The 22059-nt window shown below is 63.4% G+C and carries 24 protein-coding genes and 1 tRNA gene; 17 read left to right on the top strand and 8 right to left on the bottom strand.

Translation table 11 applies throughout. The features are described 5' to 3' along the window. Positions 1-52: 52 nt before the first annotated feature. Positions 53-1333 (bottom strand): TIGR04053 family radical SAM/SPASM domain-containing protein, encoded by a 1281-nt coding sequence (locus LRP59_RS00460; RefSeq protein ID WP_002514521.1) that lies wholly within the window; start codon positions 1331-1333, stop codon positions 53-55. Continuing rightward, complete coding sequence (gene hemG / locus LRP59_RS00455) at positions 1333-2682, bottom strand: protoporphyrinogen oxidase (protein ID WP_002532994.1); 1350 nt, start codon at positions 2680-2682, stop codon at positions 1333-1335. Before hemG ends, LRP59_RS00460 begins: the two co-directional genes overlap by 1 nt. A 299-nt stretch (positions 2683-2981) precedes the next feature. On the opposite strand from hemG, the gene pdhA reads away from it, so the two are divergent. The 8 genes from pdhA (at position 2982) to LRP59_RS00415 (ending at position 11244) form a co-directional block, all read left to right on the top strand. Further along, positions 2982-4037, top strand: coding sequence for a pyruvate dehydrogenase (acetyl-transferring) E1 component subunit alpha (gene pdhA, locus LRP59_RS00450; protein ID WP_002520715.1), 1056 nt, complete (start codon positions 2982-2984; stop codon positions 4035-4037). Beyond that, complete coding sequence (locus LRP59_RS00445; protein WP_002520714.1) at positions 4037-5041, top strand: alpha-ketoacid dehydrogenase subunit beta; 1005 nt, start codon at positions 4037-4039, stop codon at positions 5039-5041. Before pdhA ends, LRP59_RS00445 begins: the two co-directional genes overlap by 1 nt. A 32-nt stretch (positions 5042-5073) precedes the next feature. Next, a complete protein-coding gene (locus LRP59_RS00440) occupies positions 5074-6483 on the top strand; it encodes a dihydrolipoamide acetyltransferase family protein (protein WP_002519498.1) in 1410 nt (469 codons plus the stop codon). A 233-nt stretch (positions 6484-6716) separates the two neighbouring features. Further along, entirely contained in the window at positions 6717-7106 is a 390-nt protein-coding gene (locus tag LRP59_RS00435) for a hypothetical protein (RefSeq protein ID WP_002519497.1), read from the top strand. Then, entirely contained in the window at positions 7107-7841 is a 735-nt protein-coding gene (locus LRP59_RS00430; protein WP_002514516.1) for an ABC transporter ATP-binding protein, read from the top strand. It begins immediately after the preceding gene. Further along, positions 7841-9193, top strand: a complete 1353-nt coding sequence (locus tag LRP59_RS00425; RefSeq protein WP_002532992.1) for a hypothetical protein — start codon at positions 7841-7843, stop codon at positions 9191-9193. The genes LRP59_RS00430 and LRP59_RS00425 overlap by 1 nt, the downstream gene beginning before the upstream one ends. Beyond that, a complete protein-coding gene (locus LRP59_RS00420; RefSeq protein WP_002514514.1) occupies positions 9190-9894 on the top strand; it encodes a hypothetical protein in 705 nt (234 codons plus the stop codon). The genes LRP59_RS00425 and LRP59_RS00420 overlap by 4 nt, the downstream gene beginning before the upstream one ends. A 78-nt stretch (positions 9895-9972) precedes the next feature. Next, the gene (locus LRP59_RS00415) at positions 9973-11244 is read left to right on the top strand and encodes a threonine/serine exporter ThrE family protein (RefSeq protein ID WP_002519495.1); all 1272 of its coding nucleotides are present in this window, start codon (positions 9973-9975) and stop codon (positions 11242-11244) included. A 30-nt stretch (positions 11245-11274) separates the two neighbouring features. Here the strand turns inward: LRP59_RS00415 and LRP59_RS00410 are convergent, their stop codons facing one another. Next, a complete protein-coding gene (locus tag LRP59_RS00410) occupies positions 11275-11958 on the bottom strand; it encodes an EcsC family protein (RefSeq protein WP_002514512.1) in 684 nt (227 codons plus the stop codon). A gap of 309 nt (positions 11959-12267) precedes the next feature. Here LRP59_RS00410 and LRP59_RS00405 point away from each other — a divergent pair, with 309 nt between their 5' ends. The 4 genes from LRP59_RS00405 to LRP59_RS00390 are packed head-to-tail and all read left to right on the top strand — an operon-like array spanning position 12268 to position 16704. Then, the gene (locus LRP59_RS00405) at positions 12268-12456 is read left to right on the top strand and encodes a hypothetical protein (protein ID WP_002519494.1); all 189 of its coding nucleotides are present in this window, start codon (positions 12268-12270) and stop codon (positions 12454-12456) included. Then, positions 12453-14273 (top strand): ABC transporter ATP-binding protein, encoded by a 1821-nt coding sequence (locus tag LRP59_RS00400; RefSeq protein ID WP_002520712.1) that lies wholly within the window; start codon positions 12453-12455, stop codon positions 14271-14273. The genes LRP59_RS00405 and LRP59_RS00400 overlap by 4 nt, the downstream gene beginning before the upstream one ends. Then, entirely contained in the window at positions 14270-16063 is a 1794-nt protein-coding gene (locus LRP59_RS00395; RefSeq protein ID WP_002520711.1) for an ABC transporter ATP-binding protein, read from the top strand. Before LRP59_RS00400 ends, LRP59_RS00395 begins: the two co-directional genes overlap by 4 nt. Then, positions 16060-16704 (top strand): TetR/AcrR family transcriptional regulator, encoded by a 645-nt coding sequence (locus LRP59_RS00390; protein ID WP_002520710.1) that lies wholly within the window; start codon positions 16060-16062, stop codon positions 16702-16704. Before LRP59_RS00395 ends, LRP59_RS00390 begins: the two co-directional genes overlap by 4 nt. 311 nt (positions 16705-17015) lie before the next feature. Here the strand turns inward: LRP59_RS00390 and LRP59_RS00385 are convergent, their stop codons facing one another. Next, positions 17016-17492 carry a cupin domain-containing protein gene (locus tag LRP59_RS00385; protein ID WP_002514506.1) on the bottom strand — a complete coding sequence of 159 codons (477 nt, stop codon included), beginning with the start codon at positions 17490-17492 and terminating at the stop codon, positions 17016-17018. Between the two features lie 226 nt (positions 17493-17718). Between LRP59_RS00385 and LRP59_RS00380 the strand changes: the two genes are divergently transcribed. Next, the gene (locus LRP59_RS00380; protein WP_002519491.1) at positions 17719-17862 is read left to right on the top strand and encodes a hypothetical protein; all 144 of its coding nucleotides are present in this window, start codon (positions 17719-17721) and stop codon (positions 17860-17862) included. Here LRP59_RS00380 and LRP59_RS00375 read toward each other — a convergent pair. Together LRP59_RS00375 and LRP59_RS00370 are read right to left on the bottom strand one after the other, a co-directional pair. Then, positions 17859-18308: a hypothetical protein gene (locus LRP59_RS00375; RefSeq protein WP_002519683.1), complete on the bottom strand. Its 450-nt coding sequence runs from the start codon at positions 18306-18308 to the stop codon at positions 17859-17861. The genes LRP59_RS00380 and LRP59_RS00375 overlap by 4 nt on opposite strands. 51 nt (positions 18309-18359) lie before the next feature. Further along, positions 18360-18527, bottom strand: a complete 168-nt coding sequence (locus tag LRP59_RS00370) for a hypothetical protein (RefSeq protein WP_002550443.1) — start codon at positions 18525-18527, stop codon at positions 18360-18362. A 93-nt stretch (positions 18528-18620) separates the two neighbouring features. Here LRP59_RS00370 and LRP59_RS00365 point away from each other — a divergent pair, with 93 nt between their 5' ends. The 4 genes from LRP59_RS00365 (at position 18621) to LRP59_RS00350 (ending at position 21006) form a co-directional block, all read left to right on the top strand. Continuing rightward, entirely contained in the window at positions 18621-19691 is a 1071-nt protein-coding gene (locus LRP59_RS00365; protein ID WP_230606322.1) for a nucleoside hydrolase, read from the top strand. A gap of 444 nt (positions 19692-20135) precedes the next feature. Continuing rightward, positions 20136-20363, top strand: coding sequence for a FitA-like ribbon-helix-helix domain-containing protein (locus tag LRP59_RS00360; protein WP_002514501.1), 228 nt, complete (start codon positions 20136-20138; stop codon positions 20361-20363). Next, on the top strand, positions 20360-20749 hold the full coding sequence (locus LRP59_RS00355; RefSeq protein ID WP_002514500.1) for a type II toxin-antitoxin system VapC family toxin: 390 nt from the start codon (positions 20360-20362) through the stop codon (positions 20747-20749). Before LRP59_RS00360 ends, LRP59_RS00355 begins: the two co-directional genes overlap by 4 nt. A gap of 110 nt (positions 20750-20859) precedes the next feature. Beyond that, the gene (locus LRP59_RS00350) at positions 20860-21006 is read left to right on the top strand and encodes a hypothetical protein (RefSeq protein WP_002514499.1); all 147 of its coding nucleotides are present in this window, start codon (positions 20860-20862) and stop codon (positions 21004-21006) included. 266 nt (positions 21007-21272) lie between these two features. Here the strand turns inward: LRP59_RS00350 and LRP59_RS00345 are convergent. After that, positions 21273-21346: transfer RNA gene (locus LRP59_RS00345), tRNA-Gly, on the bottom strand. Positions 21347-21407: 61 nt separating this feature from the next. Continuing rightward, positions 21408-22019, bottom strand: coding sequence for a hypothetical protein (locus LRP59_RS00340; protein ID WP_002514498.1), 612 nt, complete (start codon positions 22017-22019; stop codon positions 21408-21410). Positions 22020-22059 lie beyond the last annotated feature (40 nt).

The following is a 22059-nucleotide window of genomic DNA, read 5'->3' as shown; positions in this document are numbered from 1 at the left end:
CATGCCCGGAATACGGCAGACGCCGTGACGAATCCGTCACGGCGTCCAGGTTTCAGATATGCGGAATACCCTCGGCGTGAACCCCCTCGGGTAGTTCACCGTCATATCCCGGCGGCACATAGGCGCAGGAAGGATCAGAGGCGAGATAATCCCCGGTCAAGGCGTAGGCGGTCGAACGAGACCCACCGCAGAAGTGGTTGAAATTGCATGCCCCGCACTTGCCGGAGAACCCATTCGGATTGCGCAACCCCTGGAAAACCGGCGATCCGCGGTAGATCTCGGGGAAGAGCTTTTCCTTGATCGACCCACAGTGGATCGGTAGGAATCCTGACGGGTAGACATCACCAGTGTGGTCGATGAACGCGAACCCAGACCCAGAGTTGATCGCCAGGGGGGTGCGTGGCGGGCGCGGTTCTGCAATGGTTTCACCCAACAGCTCGTTGGTTTCGTGGGTCAGCCACTCGTAGAGTTCGCCGTGGCGAACCGGCCGCTCCTTGCCTTGGCGGACGGCGTTGCGCTGGAAAGCGATGCGTCGATACTGGGGGGCTTCGGTCGTCTTGATGGCAATGCGGGTGGAGTTGTCGTGCAGCCAGTACAGGACGTCCTCGCGCTCCAGGGGTGAGAGCATGTCGAGCTGGGCGCCACGCCCGGTCGGCACCAGCATGAATGTGTAGAACATTATCGCCCCGAGGTCGATGGCGTTCTTAAGCATCTGTGGCGCCTCGTGGATGTTCTTAGCCGTGAACACCGTATTGAGCTGGAACTTCATCCCTAGCTCGCGAAGCATGTGGCAGGCCTCGACGGTGTGGTCGAAAGTGCCAGGGAAACCCCGGAAGGCGTCGTGGGTCGTGGCTGAGCCGCCATCCAAGGACATCGACATCATCGACACCCCAGCTTCCTGCACCGCCCTGACCCTGTCGCGGGTAAATAGCGGGGTCACTGATGGCGAGATCGACACGTGCAGGCCCTTGCTGACGGCGTACTCGATGAGGTCGACGAGGTCAGGGCGCTCGAAACAGTCACCGCCGGTGAGGATGAGCATCGGGTAGGGACGCTCGTAGCTGGTCAGCTGATCGATGAGTTCGTGGCCTTGGGCGTTGGTGAGCTGGCCAGGGGCGGCATGGTGCTGGGCCTCGGCGCGGCAATGCTGGCAGACCAGGGCGCAGGCGCGGGTAACCTCCCAGATGACGATGAAAGGCTTGTTGTTGAGGTCGTGCTTGATCTCGCGGACGAGCGGGCTGTGGCCTGGATGACCTCCCGGATGGCCACCGGGGTGTCCTGTGGGCGCACTGCCGGGCCGGGTCAGGTGGTCAGGGTGCTCAGTGATGGTCACTAATTCTCCTCCTTCGAGGTGATGTGGCGTGCGAGACGGCGTCCAGTAGCAATTGCGGTGCCAACTCCGGCACCGTCGATACCGGCCCCTCCCACATGGAGACCGGTGCCGTTGAGGGTCGCGGCGAGCTGGGCCATGCGCTCCCGGTGGCCAGGAGCTGGTTGCGGCATGGCGCCGCGGTGTCGCTCAATGACGTAGTCGTGGGGGTCAAGAGCCAGTCCGAGACGTCTCAACTCTGCCACGCTCATGGCGACGAGGTCGTCGTCAGATAGATCGTCGATGGGGGTTCCACGCTGCCGACCCATGGCGATCCGAAAGGTGGGTTTGGCGAGGTGCCACGTCGTCGAGAGATTGGTCACCTGACGCACCAGGGCAGACCATGCCGAACCAATGAACCACGTTTGGGCCGTAGCGATCGGGTGGTCAGTAAGGTCAGCCTGCATAACCAGCGTGGCAACGGTAGTGCTTTCACACTGCGACAGCAGCTCGGAAGCTCGCGGGCATGCGGTAGCAAGCAGGGCACCCGCAACCCTGGCGGGGGTGGCAATGATGACGTCATCAACAGCAACCGATCCAACGCCATGCGGACCAGTGACATCGACTACCCATTCGTGGCCGACCTGACGGATTCCCCTGGCACGGGTATTCGTATGAATGGTGAGCTCCCTAGCCAATGCTTCCGGCAACATCATCAGGCCGTGTTTCCAGGTGGCGGTGGCGGGGGTGCGCGGACCGGATCGCTGTGAATGATGGCGGAGCTGCGACCACCGTCCGGCAGCATTGCGTTTGAGAGTTCCGGCGACGATGGAGTCGCCGTTCCTGACCGTCTGCTCCAAAGCGGGGGCGGCAACTGCTAGCGAGAACGTGTTGAGGTCGGCGGCGTGAATACCCCCCAGTAGCGGGTCGACGACGGCGCGGCTCACCTCGTCACCAAATCTTTCGGCGATGAATTGGCCGACGCTGACGTCGTCAAGGTGCGGGCGAGCGTTGAAAGGTTCGAGCCCGGCCCGTAACAGTCCGGCAGGGGAGAGGATGCGCGAGGCAATAGTGGGGAGGAACTTCGTGGGCCCTACTGGTGTTACGCCGGACGGCATCTCGACGACTCCACGCCGGCTCGACAATAAGACGCGCCCAGGAACGGGATGACGCATGGAGTCCGTTAGTCCCAGCTCCGCAACGAGTGCGGCGACGCCCGGGGCGCGAAGAGGCACGGCTTCAGGTCCCATGTCGACCACATCAGAACCAAGACGACGGGACCTGACCTGGCCGCCAACGCCCTGCCCCGCTTCGAGGACGACGGGACGACAGCCGTGGCTGTGTAGGTGGTGTGCGGCTGCCAGGCCCGTCATTCCGGCACCGATGACTGCCACTGTTTTGCTCACCGTTTGAGGGTACGCACGTTCTGGCACCAATCGAAGTCCGGGGTAGGAACCAGGAACAACCTACGCAACGGTAACCTCATCTTTGGTGTCTCTTTACGGAACGGTAGGTTTCGCTTGGAAACGGGACTTGTTGGCGTTCAGAATTGAGTTACGGAACACTTAACCAGGAGGAAGATGTGACCGAGACCATTTGTGCCGACGAAGGCGGCACGGATCCGTTCGTCCTTCCGGCGCGGCAACACCCCGTTAATCGTCCTGATCCTGCAATGGTGCGGATCCTCGACGAGCAGGGACGCCTCACCACACACCCCGACTTTCCTGTTGGCCTGGTCGACGACGACCTCGTCAAGGCTCTCGAGATGATGGTCATGACGCGACGCTTCGACGTCGAGGCTACCGCCCTGCAGCGCCACGGCGAATTGGGTTTGTGGCCGCCGCTATTGGGACAGGAGGCCACCCAGGCTGGCGCTTGGTTGGCACTGAGAGAGGGAGACCAGGTGTTTCCCACCTACCGCGAGCAGGGCCTGGCCCACGCCATGGGCGTCAGTCTGGCTGACATCCTTGGAGCTTGGGACGGGACCTCTCACTGCGGCTGGGATACCGTCGCGACCCACTTCAGCGCATATCCAGTGATGATCGGGTCGGGAACCCTGCATGCCGTCGGCTATGCCATGGGTGTCCAGCGTGACGTCGAGGCTGGAGGTGATCCGGCTGCCGTGCTGGATTTCCACGGTGACGGCGCGATGAGCGAGGGGGACACGAACGAGGCTTATGTTTTTGCGGCTTCGATGAACGCCCCCGTGGTATTCGTATGCGTCAATAACCAGTGGGCGATTTCAGAGCCGACCACGGTGCAGTCGCCCACGTCTCTTTTCCGCCGCGCTACCGGGTTCGGCATCCCTGCCGTGCAAGTCGACGGCAACGACGTCATCGCCATGATGGCCGTGCTGCGATCGGCCCTCGAATATGCCCGTAGCGGAAAGGGGCCGGTGTTCGTCGAGGCGTGGACCTACCGGATGGGTGCTCACACCACCACCGACGACCCCACCCGCTACCGCACCGCAGAAGAGGAGTCGACGTGGGGTAAGACCGACCCCATCGTCCGGCTGCGCACGTATTTGCAGAACCGCGGGATTATCAACCAAGTGTGGCTTGACGGCCTCGCTGAGCGTGAGGACGCTTTCGGTGCTGAGGTTCGCGCTGCTGTTCACGAGAATGCCACGCCTGTGATGGCTGACCTTATGGCGGACGTGTACGCCGAGCCGACCCCCGACGTCCTGGCTGACGCCGAGGAAATCGCGTCGTGGGAGGAGGATAAGTGATGAGCGGGGAAGTATTGCACAGTGCGCGTCCGCAGGGGGAGACCACCCTTGCCAAGGCCCTTAACGCTGGCTTATCTGATGCTCTGGCAGCCGACGATCGTGTTGTCCTCATGGGGGAGGACGTCGGGACCCTCGGTGGTGTCTTCCGCATCACGGACGGCCTCAAAGCCCAGTTTGGTGGCCGTCGAGTCATCGATACGCCGTTGGCAGAGTCAGGCATCGTCGGAACAGCGATTGGTATGGCCATGCGCGGGTACCGCCCGTGTGTGGAAATCCAGTTTGACGGTTTCAGTGCCCCAGCCTTTGACCAGATCGTTTCCCAGCTGGCCCGATACCGGGCTCGCGTCGGTGGCCGGTGGTCCTTGTCGGTGACGATCCGTATCCCCTTCGGGGGTGGTGTCGGCTCGCCAGAACACCACTCCGAGTCGCCGGAAGGCTTCTATGCGAATACGCCTGGTCTCAAGGTGGTTACCTGCTCCAACCCTGACGACGCCTACTGGATGCTGCGTCAGTCCATTGACAGCCCCGACCCGGTGATCTTCTTTGAGCCGAAACGTCGGTACTACACCCGTGGCCACGTTGCGCAGACACCGACGCTGGGGTTGCACCAGGCCCGAATCGCGCGCTCCGGCGAGGAGGCCACCCTGATCTGCTACGGTCCGATGGTCGATACCTGCGTGGAGGCGGCGAAGGAGGCGTCCCAGGAGGGGCGAAAACTCGAGGTTATTGACTTGCGTAGCCTCTCCCCGCTCGACATGGCGACTGTCTACGAATCGGTGCGCCGTACGACAAGGGCCATCGTCGTCCAGGAGGCGCCACGCACCCAGGGTGTCGGCGCGGAGATCGCGGCTCGGCTGGGTGAGGAGCTTTATTACGTTATGGAGGCCCCGGTACTGCGAGTCACCGGCTGGTCGACCCCCTACCCGCCGGCCAAGGCCGAGGGGGAACACATCCCGGACGTCGACCGCATTCTCGACGCCGTAGACCGCTCCCTGGCCTTCTGATTCTGAGAGGCATTCACGTGAAGAACTACTGCATGCCCGACCCGGGCGAAGGGCTCACCGAGGGAGAGGTCGTCTCCTGGCGGGTGTCTCCCGGTGACACCGTCAAGATCAACGACGTGCTGTGCGAGGTCGAGACGGCCAAGTCGATCGTCGAACTCCCCAGCCCTTTCGCCGGGACCGTGGCGAAGCTGTGTGCCGAGCCCGGCGAGACGGTGGCTGTGGGAGAGCCACTGGTGACCATTGACGACGGTTCCGACGACCAACCCGAGGAGGAGCCGGAGTTCCTCGTCGGTCACCTGACCGCGGAGTCCGGACGTCGACGCCGTCGTCGCAGGGGAGCTGCGGTGTCGGCTGAAAGGGCACCCGAGAAGGCCCCCCAGACGCCGACCCTCAAGACCGGTCCAGAGACTGATGTCGAGCCCGTTCCCGAACCTGTGCAGCCGACACAGCCCAGGCGCCAGGATCCGCCGCGCATGGACCGCGCCGGGCATGTCCTCGCCAAGCCCCCGGCCCGACGTCTGGCTGCCGACCTCGGCATCGACCTCTCGACGGTGACGGGCACCGGCCCGCAGGGGGCGGTGACGAGGAGCGACGTCAAGGCGGCAGCGGAGGCCGGTCGTCAAGCCGCGCCTGAACCACCTGTCGTCGGTGCCTCTGCTGGCGACGCTGAGTTCGCGACCCTGTCGGTGATGTCTCGTCGTCTCCTTGGCGGTGCCCCGACCGAGCCTGACGGCCACACTCGCAGGGTCCCGGTGCGCGGCGTCCGCAAAGTGACTGCCAAGGCGATGAAGGATTCCCTGGACACCAAGGCCCTCGTGACGGCCTTCCTCACCTGCGACGTCACCCCGACGATGGACCTCGTCGCCCGGCTGCGTGCCGACCGCAGGTTCAAGGGACTGCGCGTCTCCCCGCTGACCATCTGGTGCAAGGCGGTGTGCCTGGCGATGGGACGCACCCCGGTCGTCAACGCCCGCTGGGACGACGCCGCCGACCAGATCGTCTTCCGCGACCAGATCAACCTCGGCATCGCCGCGGCCACCCCGCGCGGCCTCATGGTGCCCGTGGTGCGCAACGCCCAGGACATGACGATGCTCGAGCTGGCCGAGGAGATCACCCGCATCGTCGCCATCGCCAAGGAGGGAAAGCTCCAGCCCACCGACTACACCGACGGCACCTTCTCGATCACCAATGTTGGGGTGTTTGGCCTTGACGCAGGGACTCCGGTCGTCAACCGCACCGAATCGGCGATCCTCGTTCTCGGGACGATCGCTCGACGTCCGTGGGTCGTCGGGACCGGTGACGATGAGGAGGTCGTGCCCAGGTGGGTGACGACGATGAGCCTCGGCTTCGACCATCGCCTCATTGACGGCGAGGAGGGCTCGACCTTCCTCCATGACGTTGCGGAGATTCTCTCGGACCCGGCCTCGGCAATGCTGTACTGATCGACCTTGGCCGCTGGTCGAGGATGTCAGTGCGGTGTTTTCACCGCGGACGAGGTTGTTTTAGCGTGTGATCGTCACGCGCCATGGCGCTACTGCTGTGCCCTCGTGTCTTCACTGGTACGACAGGTCGCAGCGGGTTAACTGGCCACAGGGGTGGATACGTGATAGTATGACCGCTGCCTTGAAGGTATGGATTATGGCTATGTAGCCGCGTGGCATCTTTAGTTGAGAAAATGGTGATGGAGATGAGATCTCGCAAGGAGCTGGTTTCTACTATCGTATTAGGTGTTATGACGGTGAGCGCTGGGATGACGATGATCGCCGGGCAGGCTAACGCAAGCCATTGTTCTTTGTTTGCAAATAAGCCTGTCCAGCATGGCACGACGATGTCCGGGACTGGTGGGCGTCAGAGCTGCGCCGACACCGTAGGATCCGTGGCAGTCGCTGAGTATCACCAGATCTCGCATTGGCCGGATAGTCGTATGGCATCCGCACGCAGGACTAATGTAAAGAATGCATCCCTGACCGTTACTGGTCATGGTAAGCACGGCTGGGATGTCTATACCAGGGTTGATAGCTCGACTGGAGCCCAGACGAAATCGGGTTACACTCGGGTCGGATGAATGATCGAACTCGAGCACATATCGCACCGGTATCGTCGTCGGCGTAGCCTCGTCGATATTTCCTGTGAGTTTGACTCTGGGTTGTGGGGGTTGCTCGGCCCGAATGGGGCTGGAAAGTCGACACTTCTCAGTATTCTCGCAACACTACGGGAACCGGAGTCCGGTCATTTTCGGGTGAATGGTGTCGATGTCAGCGATGACGTCAATACCATTCGTAGTATGGTCGGATTCTTGCCCCAGCGGTTTTCCCTCCCGTTGCATTTTCGCATCCGGAGGGCCGTGGAATATGCGGCATGGGCGCGAGGAGTTGAACCGAGGGAGTGCTGTGTACGGGCAGGTGCGGCCCTTGATCGTGTGGGGCTTGTCGACCGCGCCGATGATCGCGTCCAGTCTCTTTCGGGTGGAATGCGCCAGCGGCTTGGAATCGCGTGTGCAATTGTCGGAGATCCGGCTGTGCTGCTGCTCGATGAGCCGACAGTCGGCCTCGACCCGGCATCCAGGATCGGGGTGCGATCCCTCCTCGGTGAACTTGCCGAGGATCGGACGGTCATCGTTTCGACGCACCTGCTTGAGGACCTCCAGGAATTCGTGTCGCAGCTTGCCGTCCTTTCCGAGGGAGAGTTGATCTTCGAGGGCTCGTACTCTGACCTGGAATCTGTTGGTCAAAAGCATCCAGTCCGTAACGCCAACGATGCTGAGGCTGGGTACCTCACCCTCCTCGGGGAGGCAGCCTGATGTCCGTGTCGCCCCGGGATATAGGCCCGTTGCGTGGTCTCCACCGCGTGGCATTCCCCTTCCCATCATGGTATGCGATTCTCGTAACGGCCAGCGGTGCCGTCTGCAGTCTCATTGCGCTGCGAGGATCATGGTCCTGGGGAGTGTGGCAGGTGCAGGACGTCACCGTCACCATCCGGGAGTCCAGTATGTTGTGGGCCATCGTGGCCGGCCTCATCGGGGCAGGATCGGCGGCCCGCATGGCACCGTCGGACATGATTGTCGGGGTTGCTCCGGCAAGGTCCATTCTCAGCATCCACTGGCACTGGTTCTGGCGTCAGGCGGCGGCCCTGCTCATCGGGACCGTTGTCGTTGCGGCGCCCCTGGTCGTCAAGGCCTGGATCAACGCATCCCCGACTGCCCCCGAGGTCGCAGACCTTATCGTCGTTCTGCTGTCCTTCCCGGCTCTGGTGGCCGTTGCTCACCTGGTAGCCGCGATGGTGTCCCACCCCATCGTGTGGGTGGTGGCGCCGGTTGTGTGCATCGCTGTGGTCGGAATACCGGTCCTTGTCAACGAGAATCTCTTTGCCAACACCGGGTATGGCTCGGTGGCCTTCGCGTGGTCCATGGACATGGCAGAGCCGAGTGGCAACCACACCGCCACGGCCTCGGCCGTGACCATGCGCACCATCTTCTTTTGCATCGTCTCCGTCTCGTGCATCCTGGCTGCCAGCCGTTGGTCCACGGTTCGCTCCGGCGGTTTTACGTGGCGTCGGGTGGTGCCATGTGTGGCCCTGGTCGCCCCACCGCTCATCATCGCTGCCCTGGGGGTCGTCATGCCAGTGCCGTTGTTCCGCGATGCGCCACTGGCCTTCGGGTGTTCGTCACACGAAGACGTACGGGTGTGCGTCATGCCGGCACATCGCAGTCTCGCCTTGTCCTACGCGCAACCCGCTCAGCGCGTCGTGTCCGTCATGCCGCCTACGGCGGTACCTCACGACGTCCTACTTGCTGAGCCTGGATACCACGCACGCAGCAAGCAGTTCGTCATGGATCTCGGACATGCGACCGTATATGATTCTGCGCAACAATTATCGGATATGACGGCTCAGGGTCTGGCTCAGTCTTTTTCCGGTCAAGACGCATGTACTTTCTCTACAGAGATGACACCCCAGCAGATCGAGGCCTTCGACGGCGTTAATTCCGTGGAACGCACCATTCTTCGGCTGGCTGGATTCCAGTATGATGATGCGCCAAGTTCGGAACGAAATGACCTTGACGGCATGGATGTCACCGCATTTCGCCAGTGGTACACGCACCATCGTCAGGCGATCGAGGGGTGCTCGTTGACCTCCAGCGATCTGCACCGATGATGAGCATCGTGACTTTCTTGAAAGGGCGCCATGCCGTAGCCCTTGTTGCCGTGCCGGTTGCGGCCGTTGTCGTGGCCTTTTTCCTGTGGAAGACGCGTCTGTCGGTGGCATCGGGGGACGTGTGGGATCGCCCTGTGACAGGTCTCGAGCTGACCAGTCTGGTCGGTTGCGCCACCATCATGTGGTGCGTCTCGTCGGGCATGGGGTGGGTCGAGAGAGCTTCGATTCGCTCCCTGGAAATTGGGTATGGGTCAATGGGGCTGTGGATATGCCTGTGCGCCGCTGCCCTTCCACTGCTCACGGGGTGGATACTGCGGTCGCTTCCCGTCGAATTAATACCCGATGGTGATTCCGTGTTAGTACCGGAAATGCCCGCGCGGTTTCAGCTGCCGTGGTCTCCATTCATCGGGTTCTCGGTCACCTGTCTGCTGTGCACCGGTGTCGCATTGTTTGCCACGGGGGTGCTGTCGCGCAAAAGTGGGCCATTGTGCGGCCCCCTTGCCTACCTGATCATGGTCGTCGCGCAGTCAAACACCTTCCTGCGATTTCTCCCCGGCGGCTATCTAGGACAAACAGCTGCCGTCGAGGGAAGTGTGCGGGGGGTGTCTGTTGTGGCTGTGGTGTGTGCTGCCGTCTGTGCCCTCCTCGGGGTTGTCGGGTATGCACGAGGGCTGGGCGGAGTGAAATCCCTACGTCCCTGACCCGTATATTGATTTCGGCCACTGGCGTGCCGAAGGGCCCAAGGTGCGCGACGATTGATCCTGGCGACGGTATCGACGATGGGACCTGGAGTGGACGAGCTCGACGAAAATGGCGTCCGCCGACTGCTGGCTTACGTTGCCGCAGCCGGTATCGCCGGTGGTCAGCCGGTGCACGAGGTGGAGGCCGACACCCGCAGCGTCGGTCGGTACCTGGGATGCCCCGACGTCCAGGTACAGGGTTGGCCCACCGGGGTCGTGGTGAGCCTGGGAGGTGGCACCCCCGCAACCTTCGAATCGGTGGAAGGAACCATCCGTCTGGACCAGAGCGCCACCACAGCTCGTATCCGTCAGCAGCTCCTCGACGGCACCATCGGCCCGGTCGAGGCCCTCGAGCAACTGCGGGACTTGCGTTCCATCCCGCCACGTTACCCGCGCCTGGGTCTGCATGGTGGCATGGTGTGCGTCGCCTCGGGCATCGCCCTGGTACTGCAGCCGTTGTGGCCCAGCGTGCTGTTCTCCGTGCTGGCCGGTCAGGTCACCGCCGGATTCATATGGTTGTCCGGCAAGAGGAAGGCCCTGGCCGTCCTCACCCCGTTCCTGGCCGCGTTTGTCGTCGCACTGTGTGCCTTCTGGGTCGCGCGACTCGGACTCATCGAGGGGCCGCTGCGAAGCCTGCTGCCGCCCATCGCGGTGCTGCTTCCCGGTGCCCTCATCGTTACCGGGGTGGCTGAACTGGCGGCAGGGGCGATGATGGCGGGCGCGTCGCGTCTGGGGTTCGGGACCGCCCAGTTGGCCATGTTCACAGCGGGTGTTCTCGGTGCGGCGTGGCTGACAAAGGTCCCCGTCGACCAGCTCAACAACCAGATCATTCCCTGGCGAGGGTTGTGGGTGCCATTCCTCGGCGTCCTGCTCCTGACCGCCGGGATGAGTCTCATGGAGTCGATACCCAGATACCTCGTCCCGTGGGTGGCCCTCATGTTGGCCACCACCCTGACCTTCCAGATCATCGGCCAGACGGTTGCCGGGGCCACCTGGGGCGGCGGCCTGCTGGGAGCGACCGTGGCGAGTTTCGGATCATCGGTGATCGAGATGCATCGCCCGCGACTACCGCGTCTGGTGCTCTTCCTGCCGAGCTTCTGGTTGTTGGTCCCGGGATCCCTGGGCCTGGTGTCCCTGACCCAACTGGGCGCGGGCACCCCCGTGGCTGGCGCGACGGCGTTGGAGTCCACGGGAATCATTGGCTCGATCGCGCTGGGTCTGCTCATCGGCACGACGGCTGCGCGGGCTGTCGGACTGCTTCGTCGCAGCCGCACACGTCGGCCCGGGGCACGCCGTCGGCAAACCTTCTGACGCCTCCCGGGCCGAACACAGATCCTGGCCTCAGCCGCGCGGGCGGCGGGTCGGGAACTGCTTGCGGGCGTAACGAGCGACGCTCCAGGTGGTGAACCCGTCGGTGGTGGCTCCGACTCCACCACCTAACACGGGCACGCGCTTGGAGACGAAGACCGGCAGTTTCTTGCCCGCAACCTGGCCCATGAGGACGTTGACGAGGTTACGGGCGACAACCTTCTCCAGATCGGCGTCCCCCACCGGGGCGGTGGCGATGCCCATCGGGGTCGTCGGAAGCTTCTCCTCGTGAATGAGGCTGTCGACCTCACGCTGACCCATGAGGGTGGCGAGGATGGCGGTCCGGACGCGCTGGTCGTCAAGGTCGTAGCCGCGCAGGTGGGCGATGGCAGCCACCATGCGGGCCTGGACGATCGCGACGCCCGAGATATTGGCGGGGATGGTCACGGCCAAGGTGACGACGCCACCGAGGTTGGAGACGAATCCCTGTGCACCGGCCATGGCGATGTGCTGGTTGACGAGGGAGCTGATGGCCTGTTCGACGTCACCGTCGTGCTTGGTGAGGGTCTTGCCAGCGGCCTGACGCGCTCCTGGCAGCGACGAGGCACCGTCGATGGCGAATCCCAGGATGCTGCGCAGCATCGAGACGGCCGCGCCGGGTGCCATGTCGGGTGCCTGAGCCAGCAGGGCCTTGCCGATGTTGCTTCCGATTCCCACGAGGGTCTCCTCTCGATCAACTCACTTCAAGGGTAGCCGTGGGGGCAGGGCGAGTCCTGTGGTGTTCGCGTTGAGGTGGTGACGGGCAATGCCCGTGGTGATCGCGCCTGCACGAGGCCGCGATTCCTCCGAACGTGGTGTGCCCTCCGGCGTCACCAGTAGGACCGCCTGTCTGGCCTGTGAGTGTATCTCCTTGCCAGGACGTGAATGACTCCTATTTATTAACGAGGATAACTAATGAGTTAGGGTTGCCTTACGAATTGTGACGAGGTGACCGTGGCCCGACAAGGTGACATCCACCCGCTCCCGATGGCCCGCGCCATGGCTGGAAGCGCGCTGACCGCCACCCATCGGCCCCGCACTCGGGGGTTCCACGGCGCTGTGGACCCACGCACCCTGTTCCTCTATGTCATCGTCTTCCTGCTGGGGCTGGCCGGTGGCTGGTTGGGCATCAAGGTGGGTCGCAAGCACTTCCAGCGGGCAGGACTGACGAAGTGAGCAAGACCTCCACGTCCCCGCAGGTGTGCCCCGGCGCTGCCGCACCGGAAGATATTCGCGACTACCAGACCAAGCACCGTGCCGGTGGCAAGGCCCTGTCGTCGATCATGAAACCTATCCGCGAGTACGTCCTGATCGCGCGGATCCTCGTCATTGCGTCCTGCATCGTCGCCCTTGCCCCGTACGTCGCCCTGACGAGACTCGGCGCGATCCTGCTAGGTGACCACGTCGACCACGAGGCGCTCACCCGCACCGCCAATGTGCTGTGGATGGCCTTCTGCCTCCAGGCCCTGCTCTACGTGTTGGCCCTCGTCATCACTCACATCGCCGACATCAAGCTGCGCAACATACTCCAGGACCGCATCATCGACCGCATCTCGAAGGCCCCACTGGCCTGGTTCAGCTCGTCGTCAACCGGTCGGGTGCGCAAGGCCATCCAGGACGACACCGTCCAGATCCACATGCTCGTCGCCCATGCGCCCGTTGAGCAAACCGCAGCCGTGGGAGTTCCGCTCGTACTGCTCGTCTATGCCTTCGTGGTGGACTGGCGGCTGGGATTTCTCTCCATCGCCACCTTCCCAATCTACGCCCTGCTGCAGTGGGTGACGATGCGAGACATGGCCACCAAGACCGCCGAGATGGACGACAAGCTCGCCGACATCTCGTCCTCGTCGATCGAGCTGACGGAGGGGATCCACGTCGTCAAGAACGTCGGACAGACCGGCAAGGCCCATCGTCGCTTCACCCGTGCGTGCGAGGAGTTCGCCCGGTTCTACTGGGACTGGTGTGGCCCGCTCATCAAGGCGTCGGCCCTGTCTCTGTCGGTGATCTCGGTGGCAGCTCTCATGGCGATCAATCTAAGATTCGGTCTACTCATGGCCAAGGCCGGCTGGGTGGGCGTCACCGACGTCCCCACCTGTTCACTCATCGCCCTGGTCCTGCCGCGCACCATCGAGGTACTGGGCAACATGGCATGGGGTTACCAACAGGCCGGCAACGCGGCTCTGCGTCTGCAGGACGTGCTGTCCATCGAGCAGATCAGCCATCCACAGGTCAGCGTGCGGATTCCTGACGACATGACGGTCACCTTCGACGACGTCAGCTCCTCCTACCTCACCCCTGACGGCGTCATTCCGGCGCTGAGTCATGTCAACCTGACACTGCGTCCAGGAACTGTCACGGCTCTGGTCGGGCCGTCGGGGTCGGGCAAGTCGACCTTGGCGACGATGCTCGCTCGCTTTCGCGACCCGGATTCCGGGGTGGTGCGCATCGGTGGGGTCGACCTCAAGGACGTTGCCCAGAATGACCTCTACCGGTTGGTGTCCTTCGTCCTCCAGGATCCGTACATGCAGCGTCGGTCCATTCGTGACGTCATCACCTTGGCTCGTCCCGACGCCACCGACGATCAGGTGCGCGAGGCTGCTCGTGCCGCCCACATCCTTGACGACATCGACGCCCTGCCGAAGGGTTTCGACACCGTCTTGGGGGATGACACTGATTTCTCGGGTGGTCAGAAACAGCGGTTGTCCATTGCTCGCGCCGTGCTCGCCGACGCCCCGATCCTCGTGCTCGACGAGGCGACGGCCGCCACCGATCCGGACTGCGAGGCGGAGATCCAGCAGGCCCTGGCCGCACTGGCCCGAGGCCGAACCGTGCTCGCCATCGGTCACCACGCCGAGTCGGTGGCCGGAGCCGACGTCATCTGCGTCATGGAGAACGGTGGCATCGCAGCTTGCGGTTCGTCCGAGGAATTGGCCGATCAGCCCTATTGGGCGCGTCTGTCGGCAGGGCGAGCGATGGAAGGAGCCACCCGATGACCACGACCATGAACTCCCGCCTTTCCTGGGCGGGCGACATCCTGCTCCTGAACACCTTCAGGCCCCTTCTCACCGAGGAAGGGGCTGCCAAGTTCCGTCGCTCCCTGTGGCTGGCAGGTCTTCAGGGAACCCTCGAGGGGGTTGGCCTGTTTGCCGTCATCCCGACGATCACGGCATTCGTCGAGGGTGGATCCTCGATGGGACTGACCTGGCAGGGCTGGGTGTGGGTGCTCGCCGCCTTGGCCGTTGCCGGGGCCGTCGTGACGTACTTCCAGTCGACGATCGGCTATCTCGCCGCGATGGATGTCATGGGAAAACTCAGCGTGCGCATCGGCGACCAGGTGGCGAGCCTGCCACTGGGATGGTTCCGCTCGAGTTTCCTCGGCCGCCTGTCCCGCCTTCTCATTCAGGGACTCATGCACCTGGGCGAGGGGTTGGCACATTTCACCGCCCCACTCGTGCGCGGTGCCGCGACCACCGTCGTCATGATGGTGCTCTCGTGGTTCTGGTCGTGGCAGTTGGGGTTGTCCCTGCTCATCTCGATGCCTGCGATGTGTCTGATTATGATCGCCTCGCGGGCCTTGTGGCTTCGCGGTGAGTCGGTGGTCCAGCCGACCGAGCAGGAACTGGCTGCCCGCATCGTCGAGTTCTGTGAGACCCAACCAGTGCTGAGGGCCGCCGGACGAGCCGAGGGCTACGAGCCGCTTCGGAATGCACGCCGGGCCAATGAACGCGCCGCTCGTAAGTGTCTGGGGCTGGGCGTGACGGCGAACTTCCTCTCGGGTCTGGGTGCCCAGGCGGTCGCGGTCGTCCTCATCGTGCTGGCCGCGCGCATGGGCAGCAACGGCACCCTCGCCCCGGTCGCGACGGTCGCTTTCGTCGGCGTCTCGCTGCGCTACGCCAAGGTGTTGGAGGACGTCGTCTCGGCTGCTCTGTCCGTCGAGACCGCGCGCAAGCCGGTCAGTGAGGTCGACGAGATCCTCTCGGCGGAGGTGCTGCCCGAGCCCGAGGCCCCGAGCGACATGACAGCTCCCGGTGAGGTGTCCCTCGAGGACGTCTCCTTCGGTTATGACAAGGAGCACCCGGTCGTCCATGACGTCACGTTCACTGCTCCAGCGGGGGGTTTGACGGCCATTGTCGGCCCCTCGGGGGCTGGCAAGACGACCCTGTTCCGGCTCATGGCGCGGTTCTGGGGCGTCGACTTGGGGACGGTGCGTGTCGGGGGACTGGACGTGCGCGACCAGACGACCGAGCAGCTCATGAGTCAGCTCGCCATGGTCTTCCAGGACGTCTACCTCTACGACTCCACCCTGGCGGAGAACATTCGCATCGGTGCCCCGGATGCCACTGACGAGCAGGTATGGAAGGCAGGATCCCTGGCCGGGGTCGACGAGATCGCAGCTCGCCTGCCCGGTGGATGGGATGCCAGCGTCGGTGAGGGTGGTCGTCGTCTGTCTGGCGGTGAACGGCAACGGGTTCCGGTGGCTCGCGCCTTGCTGAAACGCGCCCCGATCCTGCTGTTCGACGAGGCCACCTCCGCACTCGATCCCGAGGACGAGGCCCACGTCGAGGCCGCCCTGGCCCAGCTGCGCGAGTCCTCGACAATCCTCGTCATCGCCCACAAGCTCGACACCATCCGTTCGGCGGATCGCATCGTCGTCATCGACCGCAACGGTAGGGTTTGCCAGGTGGGAACCCATGACGACCTCATTGCCAGCGGCGGTGTCTACGCCGATCTGTGGCATGCCCGGGAGCGGGCCGAGGGGTGGTCGCTCGTGGGCCGCGAATGATCAGCAAACGGCCAGGGCGCAAGCCTGCGTTCACGCGACGTCAGGCGATTGACGCGGCCCTGGCCGAGGGCATCGAGACTTTCACCCTGAGGGCTGTTGCTGATCGTCTCGGGGTGAAGGCCACCGCCCTGTACCGGGAGTTCAGTTCTCGTCAGGAATTGCAGTTGGCCGCAATTGCGGAGATCGCGGTGGACATCGAGCCGGATCCCGACGTCTCCAATTGGCAGGACGCCCTGCGCCAGGTTGTCGACCGCCAGTGGGCGTTGTGCGAGCGGTATCCAGAGGCTCCGCTGGTGCTCATGGCTCAGCCAGAGGCCTTCGGGGCAGCGATGCCTCGTATCGCGGCGATCGTGCAGAGACTGGCAGAGCTTGGTGTCCCCGGAGGGGTCGAGGGGGCTGCTTTCGCCTTCGACTTTGTCGGGGACACCACCTTGGAGACCTTTGTGTCGATCCAGCCTTATCTGACCGCTGATGAAGGAGGACGGACCGGCGTTGAGAGGATCGGGGAGATGACGGCAGGGCATCCGGATGTGTTCGGGGTGCAGTCGATGGGTGAGCGCGGCAACCTCGATCTCAAGGTTGAGTTCATCATCGCCGGCATGGAGCTCGGGCTGTTTCCCGGCTCGGTCGCACAGAAGTGATCGCATTCCCAGACCGCGAATCCTCCTGCAGCATCCCCATCCCGCGATCCCGCCTCCACAAGTCGAGGGCGACGACGGCCCAGCTTGCGGAGTTGAAGGCCAGGGTGAGCTGACGGTCTCGGCCGGTCAGTACGACAGTGACGGCACCGATCGACGCCATGGCCAGGCAGGCCCCGGCGAATCCGAGGATCGCGCGGTCGATGAGGGAGATCCATGTGTCGGGGCGGTGACACCGGTGATGACGCCGTTCCGTCAGCGACCAGGCCGTCGCCAACGAGGGCGACGGCCTGGTCTCTGACGGATGGTATTCCTCAGGCGTGCAGATCGTCAGCGGTCTTGTCGGGTTGGACGCTCCACTCCGGTGGGACGTCGGCTCCGGACTTTTCGTCCTCCTCAGCCTTGGCAGCGGTCTCCTGGACGATGCCCGGGGTGTGGTGGACCGGGGCGTAGATGGCGTAGACCTGCATCGGCTCGTCACCGGTGTTGATGACGTCGTGCCAGGTGCCGGCCGGGACCTGGACGGACCAGCCGTCGCTGACGTCCTGCTGGAAGTCGAGCTGATCCTCAGCCGGTCCCATGACGCAGCGCCCCTTGCCGGAGTCCAGGCGCAGGAACTGATCGGTGTCGGGGTGGGCCTCCAGGCCGATGGACTCTCCCACCGGGATGGACATGAGCGTCACCTGCAGGTACTTACCGGTCCAGGCGGTGGTGCGGTAGTTCGTGTTCTCCTTCGTTGCGGTCTCGATGTCGAAGGCGTTCGGTTTGGGGCCGTTGTCGTTGATCTTCATGGTCAACGCTTCCTTTCCTGGTGAGATTCGTGCTGCGGGTGTGGGCCAGTGACCGGTCGCGCCGATCGGATTGGCATCTGCAAGGCAGCCATTGCCCCACAATCTCGATGGATCCAGCCAGTGTGGCCAGACTATCCTGCCCACCCACCTTGACGACATGTTCGACAATTCCAAGGGGTCTAGGCCTCTCTAGAGGAGAGTACGTGCTGTGTCGGCCCACTTCGACATGGAGATCCACGACGACGAGTTCCAGTCCGGCGTTCCCGCGGACAAGCAGCCGACGGTCTCCGACGTCCTGAGCACCTGGCGTGAGAGGTACAAAAGGCCGCCAGGGAGGAGTCTCGGCGCTGTGATCATGGCGAGGGGCTAGGACTTCTTCTTCCGGGTGTCCCGGATCCCCTGGATGAGGATCGCGAGGATCCCGATCACCATGACCCACGCTATTTCCCCGACGGCGCCGTACCACGGTTGGATGAGGGCGGTGAGGGCGAGGACGATGAGAGCCCACGCGGCGAGGATGAGCGTCAGGATGAGCAAACGTGCAGCTCGTGTCTGGCCCGGTTTGCCTCCGCCGCGGGGGAACATTCGGTTCTCGCCAACCAGTTCCAGCAGGATCTCGCCGGGGATTCCGATGAGCAGGACTCCGACGAACATCCTCAGCGACCAGCGCCAACCGATGAAGATCGCCACGATCGCGAACACCACGGCCATGCAGATCGTAAACGCGACGGTGCCCGCAAGGATCCTCTCAGCGCGGGACGGTTCCTTCTCCTCGATGGTCATGACTTCCTCACACTCGCTCGCCAGCGTCGTCACGCACGTGGCTGACGACCTGCTCTGACAAGGCCAAGTGTCCTCCAGGAAGGCTCACGACCAAACCGAGGGGCTCCAGGCCGGACTGGGGATGCTACGAGACGTGTCCGTATGGAGGGTATGGGGATCAGTTGCACCGAATCCGTCGGCTCCTATCTCGATGAGGGTTCCGGGGCCGACGCCGACTCCGATACGAATGATGAGGTCCACCCAGTCGAGCATGATTCCTTCCAAGATTCGGGCAGGGCGGCACCAGGGGACAGTGAAATGTGTGGCACATACCCGTTGGACAATGAGGGGGCAGGACACGCGGATGTGCGAGTCCTGGAGCAAAGGCGCTCTGACCAGCCCGAACAGCCTCAGCAGAAGGTGAGGTGGGACGACTCAACGATCAGTGGTGCGGTGGAGGGCCTCTATTCTGACGCCATGCCCACACGTTTCTTGCCGGTTCTGCTCGATTGCGACCCTGGGATTGACGACGCGTTCGCGCTGGCCTACCTGGCGAGCCGCGACGATGTCGAGACCGTCGGGGTGGTGACGACAGCTGGCAATGTCGGTCAGGACGACGTGCTGCGCAATGCCCTGGGGCTGACCGAGCTGCTCGGGATGGATGCCCCGGTGGCGCGTGGGGCGGACGCGCCCCTCGTCGAGCCGGTGATGACCGCCGAGGAGACCCATGGACCCCACGGTTTGGGGCATGCCCAGCTGGGGGACTGCGGACGTCACCCCGATGGGCGCAGCGGTGCGCAACTGTGGGTGGATCTTGCCCGGAAATACCCCGGCGAGCTGGTCGGCATCGTCACCGGGCCGCTGACGAACCTCGCGCTGGCGCTGCGGGAAGAACCGGACTTGCCGCAGTTGTTGCGGGGGCTGCACGTCATGGGTGGAGCGATCAACCACCGTGGCAACACCGGCCCGACGAGCGAGTGGAACATCGCGGTGGACCCGGAGGCCGGCCATGAGGTGTTCGAGGCATGGGGGAAGGCGTCCAAACGGGTCGTGCTTGGGGCGTTGCAGGCCACTGAGGTCATCAGGCTGGACGAGAGGGATCGTCGGGCTGTGAAGGAGCTAGGGGAACATCCGGTTGTGAAAGTCTTGGCCGACGCGCTGAGGTTCTACTTCGAGTTCCACGAGGCTGACGGGTTGGGATGGTGTGCGTACTTGCACGACCCGCTCGTCGTCGCCAACGCGGTGACCGGGAGATTTGCGACGACGCGGCCACTGGCCGTCGACGTCGAGCTGACCGGGACGCTCACCCGTGGCCAGACCGTCGGTGACGAGTTGGGGCGCTGGGGCAAAGAGCCCAACGTCGACCTGTTGTGCGAAGTTGATGCTGAGGGGTTCATTGAGCATCTTTTGACAACGTTGCGGACGGGGTTGGGCTGAGACGTGGAGTTGCCTGCGTTCTTGCGGCAGCGACAGCCGTAGCTGCGACCGGATGTACCAGGGACGAGAAGCAATTAGCGGTTCCGGTTGACGCGGTGGCGGCAGCGCCACGGCCGGGTCATCCAGTTCGGTCTCATGCCAACCAAGCTCATGCTGTTCAACCTCGTGCGGCTGGGAGTCACGCGGGCGGATGTGTGCGGGTGAATTCTCATTCGGAGTGGGAGGCCACGTTGTGGTGGCTTGATCCGTCTCAGAATCCCAGGATCGTCATCAAAAGCTGATACTGAATAACTAGTTCCTGTCCAAGCTTATGTGACTGAAGCATCTCAGTGCTGGGGTTGAATCGTCTGAACTTGATGCCGGTGTCCTGGACACCCGAGCCAGTCGTAGCCGAGGCCGACAGAACCATATGCATGCGCTGTGCATGGCAGCTATGCTTAGTGCATGGCGACCATTCAGATTCGCAACGTCCCGGAGGAGACCAGCAGGGAACTCAAGGCGCGAGCGGCTTTGCAAGGCAAGTCGTTGAGTGAATACACCCTGGAAGTGCTACAGAACACGCTCAAGAATCCCTCACGCGAGCAGTTGATGCAGCGCATCATGGCGCAGACTGCTAGGACGGATTTGCCACCGATGGTCGAGGTGTTGCAAGAAGGCCGGGAAGGACGATGACACTCGTCGTCGATGCGTCCGTGCTCGCCGAAATGCTCGTTGGTAGCACGGTTGGGCGTGCGGCATGGCAGCAATGGGGCGGCGAGGAGTTCATTGCTCCCCAACATCTGCCTGCAGAGATTGCCCATGTCGTACGAAACCTTTCCTTGGGGCATCTCATCACCGATGCGGAGGCAATGCGGATATTGTCGGACTTCCGAGCATTCAAGGTGGAGTTGTATCCGGTGGAACCACTGATGGTGGATGCGTGGGAGATGCGGCACAACGTGTCTGCTTATGACGCGCTGTACGTGGTGCTGGCGCGTCTGTTGGGTGCGTGTCTGTTGACGTGTGACCGTCGTCTGGCTGTGGCAGCCCCCGATGTCGCTGTGGTGCCCACAACATGACCATGTGGCTGTCGCACATGCGTAGGATCCGGCCATCCAGTGACGTATGGTTCGCACCACGGTAGGAAGGCCCCGCTGCACTCCTGACTTTCTACGACGGGGTGGGAGGCATGGACGCCTTTGAAACCTTGGTGCGCCTTTTCTACGAGGGGGTTCGGTGCGATGAGGTGCTGTGGCCGATGTATGGCCCGGACGATCTCGAAGAGGGCATCGTGGCTCAGCCACTTTCTCGGCCAGTATTGGGGGCTGCTCGTTAGCCCCAGCAACGTCGCCTCGGTACTACTACGATCCCTCTGACCTTCCATTTCGCGTCGTCGAGCCCGCCTCCGCTGTTGGCTATGGAGGTTTGATCCTGGCGCGTTCATGGTCGTGCTTATCAGGGATAAGCCGTGCCTTCGGCTCACCGAACGAGAATGAATCTTCGGTTTCGATGAAATCCACTCGCTGTCCGTCTAGGTGCTCGGCAGCGACAGTGCGTTGGTTGATCCTCGTACAGTGATTGGGCGGCCCCGGTGAGTGGCTGTGGAGCGGGCGACGGGAATCGAACCCGCGTATCCAGCTTGGGAAGCTGGCGCTCTACCATTGAGCTACGCCCGCAATGTCTGAAGACTTGAGATAGCCTAGCGCACCACGTCAGAGCTGTGCGAACCCGCATACCTCAGTAGTGTTGGGGAACCCTGCCGTACCTCATTGGAAAGGTCGGACGTTCGGCTTCGTGGGTGACTGGTCGCAGCGAGTCCATCCAGCGTCTCACCGGCGGCAGCCAGACCATGACGCCGGCGGCTATGAGGAACGGCATCCCGATCCATGACACCCAGTTGAGGGTCACTGCCGCGCACCCGACGGCAACGCCGCCGATGGCACCCCAACGTACCCACCGGCGTCCCAGCCAGGTATTGACGGCCAGGATCCCGGGCATGGCCACCATCGCGGCGGCGATGGACATCATGGCGGTGGCCAGGAGCACTGATGCTAGGGATCCGGGACGAGGGTGGGTCCACGTCATGAGGTTTGTGGCCTGGATGAAGGTCTGCATATGGATGGACTGCCACCACGCGATTAAAAGCGCAGCGGCGGCAGCGACTGCTGCGGCGAGGTAGAGCCCGGCGGCGATCCGTCCCACCTTTGCCGACGACGCGGCTTGGGCTTCGGGGACTTCGGGTGGGGGAAGGGTGACAATCGTCTCGGCGCTGGCACGTGGCGGTGCGCTCGGGGAGACGTCCTCTGGCTCGGCATGGCGGGGCTTTGGGTGCGTGGACTGCTCGGTCACGATCCTCCTGGTGACGGGTTATTCCAGCCTAGACGTAGTG

The sequence above is a fragment of the Cutibacterium sp. 37298 genome (genome assembly GCF_023838685.1).
GTDB lineage: Bacteria > Actinomycetota > Actinomycetes > Propionibacteriales > Propionibacteriaceae > Cutibacterium > Cutibacterium acnes.
This window is presented reverse-complemented; position numbering and strand designations above follow the sequence as displayed.

What these genes read in the sequence shown, in the direction of transcription:
- hemG (WP_002532994.1), bottom strand. Translation starts at nt 2,682, where the DNA reads ATGACGGGCCTGGCAGCCGCACACCACCTACACAGCCACGGCTGTCGT.
- pdhA (WP_002520715.1), top strand. Translation starts at nt 2,982, where the DNA reads ATGGTGCGGATCCTCGACGAGCAGGGACGCCTCACCACACACCCCGAC.
- LRP59_RS00445 (WP_002520714.1), top strand. Translation starts at nt 4,037, where the DNA reads ATGAGCGGGGAAGTATTGCACAGTGCGCGTCCGCAGGGGGAGACCACC.
- LRP59_RS00440 (WP_002519498.1), top strand. Translation starts at nt 5,074, where the DNA reads ATGCCCGACCCGGGCGAAGGGCTCACCGAGGGAGAGGTCGTCTCCTGG.
- LRP59_RS00435 (WP_002519497.1), top strand. Translation starts at nt 6,717, where the DNA reads ATGGTGATGGAGATGAGATCTCGCAAGGAGCTGGTTTCTACTATCGTA.
- LRP59_RS00430 (WP_002514516.1), top strand. Translation starts at nt 7,107, where the DNA reads ATGATCGAACTCGAGCACATATCGCACCGGTATCGTCGTCGGCGTAGC.
- LRP59_RS00425 (WP_002532992.1), top strand. Translation starts at nt 7,841, where the DNA reads ATGTCCGTGTCGCCCCGGGATATAGGCCCGTTGCGTGGTCTCCACCGC.
- LRP59_RS00420 (WP_002514514.1), top strand. Translation starts at nt 9,190, where the DNA reads ATGATGAGCATCGTGACTTTCTTGAAAGGGCGCCATGCCGTAGCCCTT.
- LRP59_RS00415 (WP_002519495.1), top strand. Translation starts at nt 9,973, where the DNA reads ATGGGACCTGGAGTGGACGAGCTCGACGAAAATGGCGTCCGCCGACTG.
- LRP59_RS00405 (WP_002519494.1), top strand. Translation starts at nt 12,268, where the DNA reads ATGGCCCGCGCCATGGCTGGAAGCGCGCTGACCGCCACCCATCGGCCC.
- LRP59_RS00395 (WP_002520711.1), top strand. Translation starts at nt 14,270, where the DNA reads ATGACCACGACCATGAACTCCCGCCTTTCCTGGGCGGGCGACATCCTG.
- LRP59_RS00390 (WP_002520710.1), top strand. Translation starts at nt 16,060, where the DNA reads ATGATCAGCAAACGGCCAGGGCGCAAGCCTGCGTTCACGCGACGTCAG.
- LRP59_RS00385 (WP_002514506.1), bottom strand. Translation starts at nt 17,492, where the DNA reads ATGAAGATCAACGACAACGGCCCCAAACCGAACGCCTTCGACATCGAG.
- LRP59_RS00380 (WP_002519491.1), top strand. Translation starts at nt 17,719, where the DNA reads ATGGAGATCCACGACGACGAGTTCCAGTCCGGCGTTCCCGCGGACAAG.
- LRP59_RS00370 (WP_002550443.1), bottom strand. Translation starts at nt 18,527, where the DNA reads ATGCTCGACTGGGTGGACCTCATCATTCGTATCGGAGTCGGCGTCGGC.
- LRP59_RS00360 (WP_002514501.1), top strand. Translation starts at nt 20,136, where the DNA reads ATGGCGACCATTCAGATTCGCAACGTCCCGGAGGAGACCAGCAGGGAA.
- LRP59_RS00355 (WP_002514500.1), top strand. Translation starts at nt 20,360, where the DNA reads ATGACACTCGTCGTCGATGCGTCCGTGCTCGCCGAAATGCTCGTTGGT.
- LRP59_RS00350 (WP_002514499.1), top strand. Translation starts at nt 20,860, where the DNA reads ATGGACGCCTTTGAAACCTTGGTGCGCCTTTTCTACGAGGGGGTTCGG.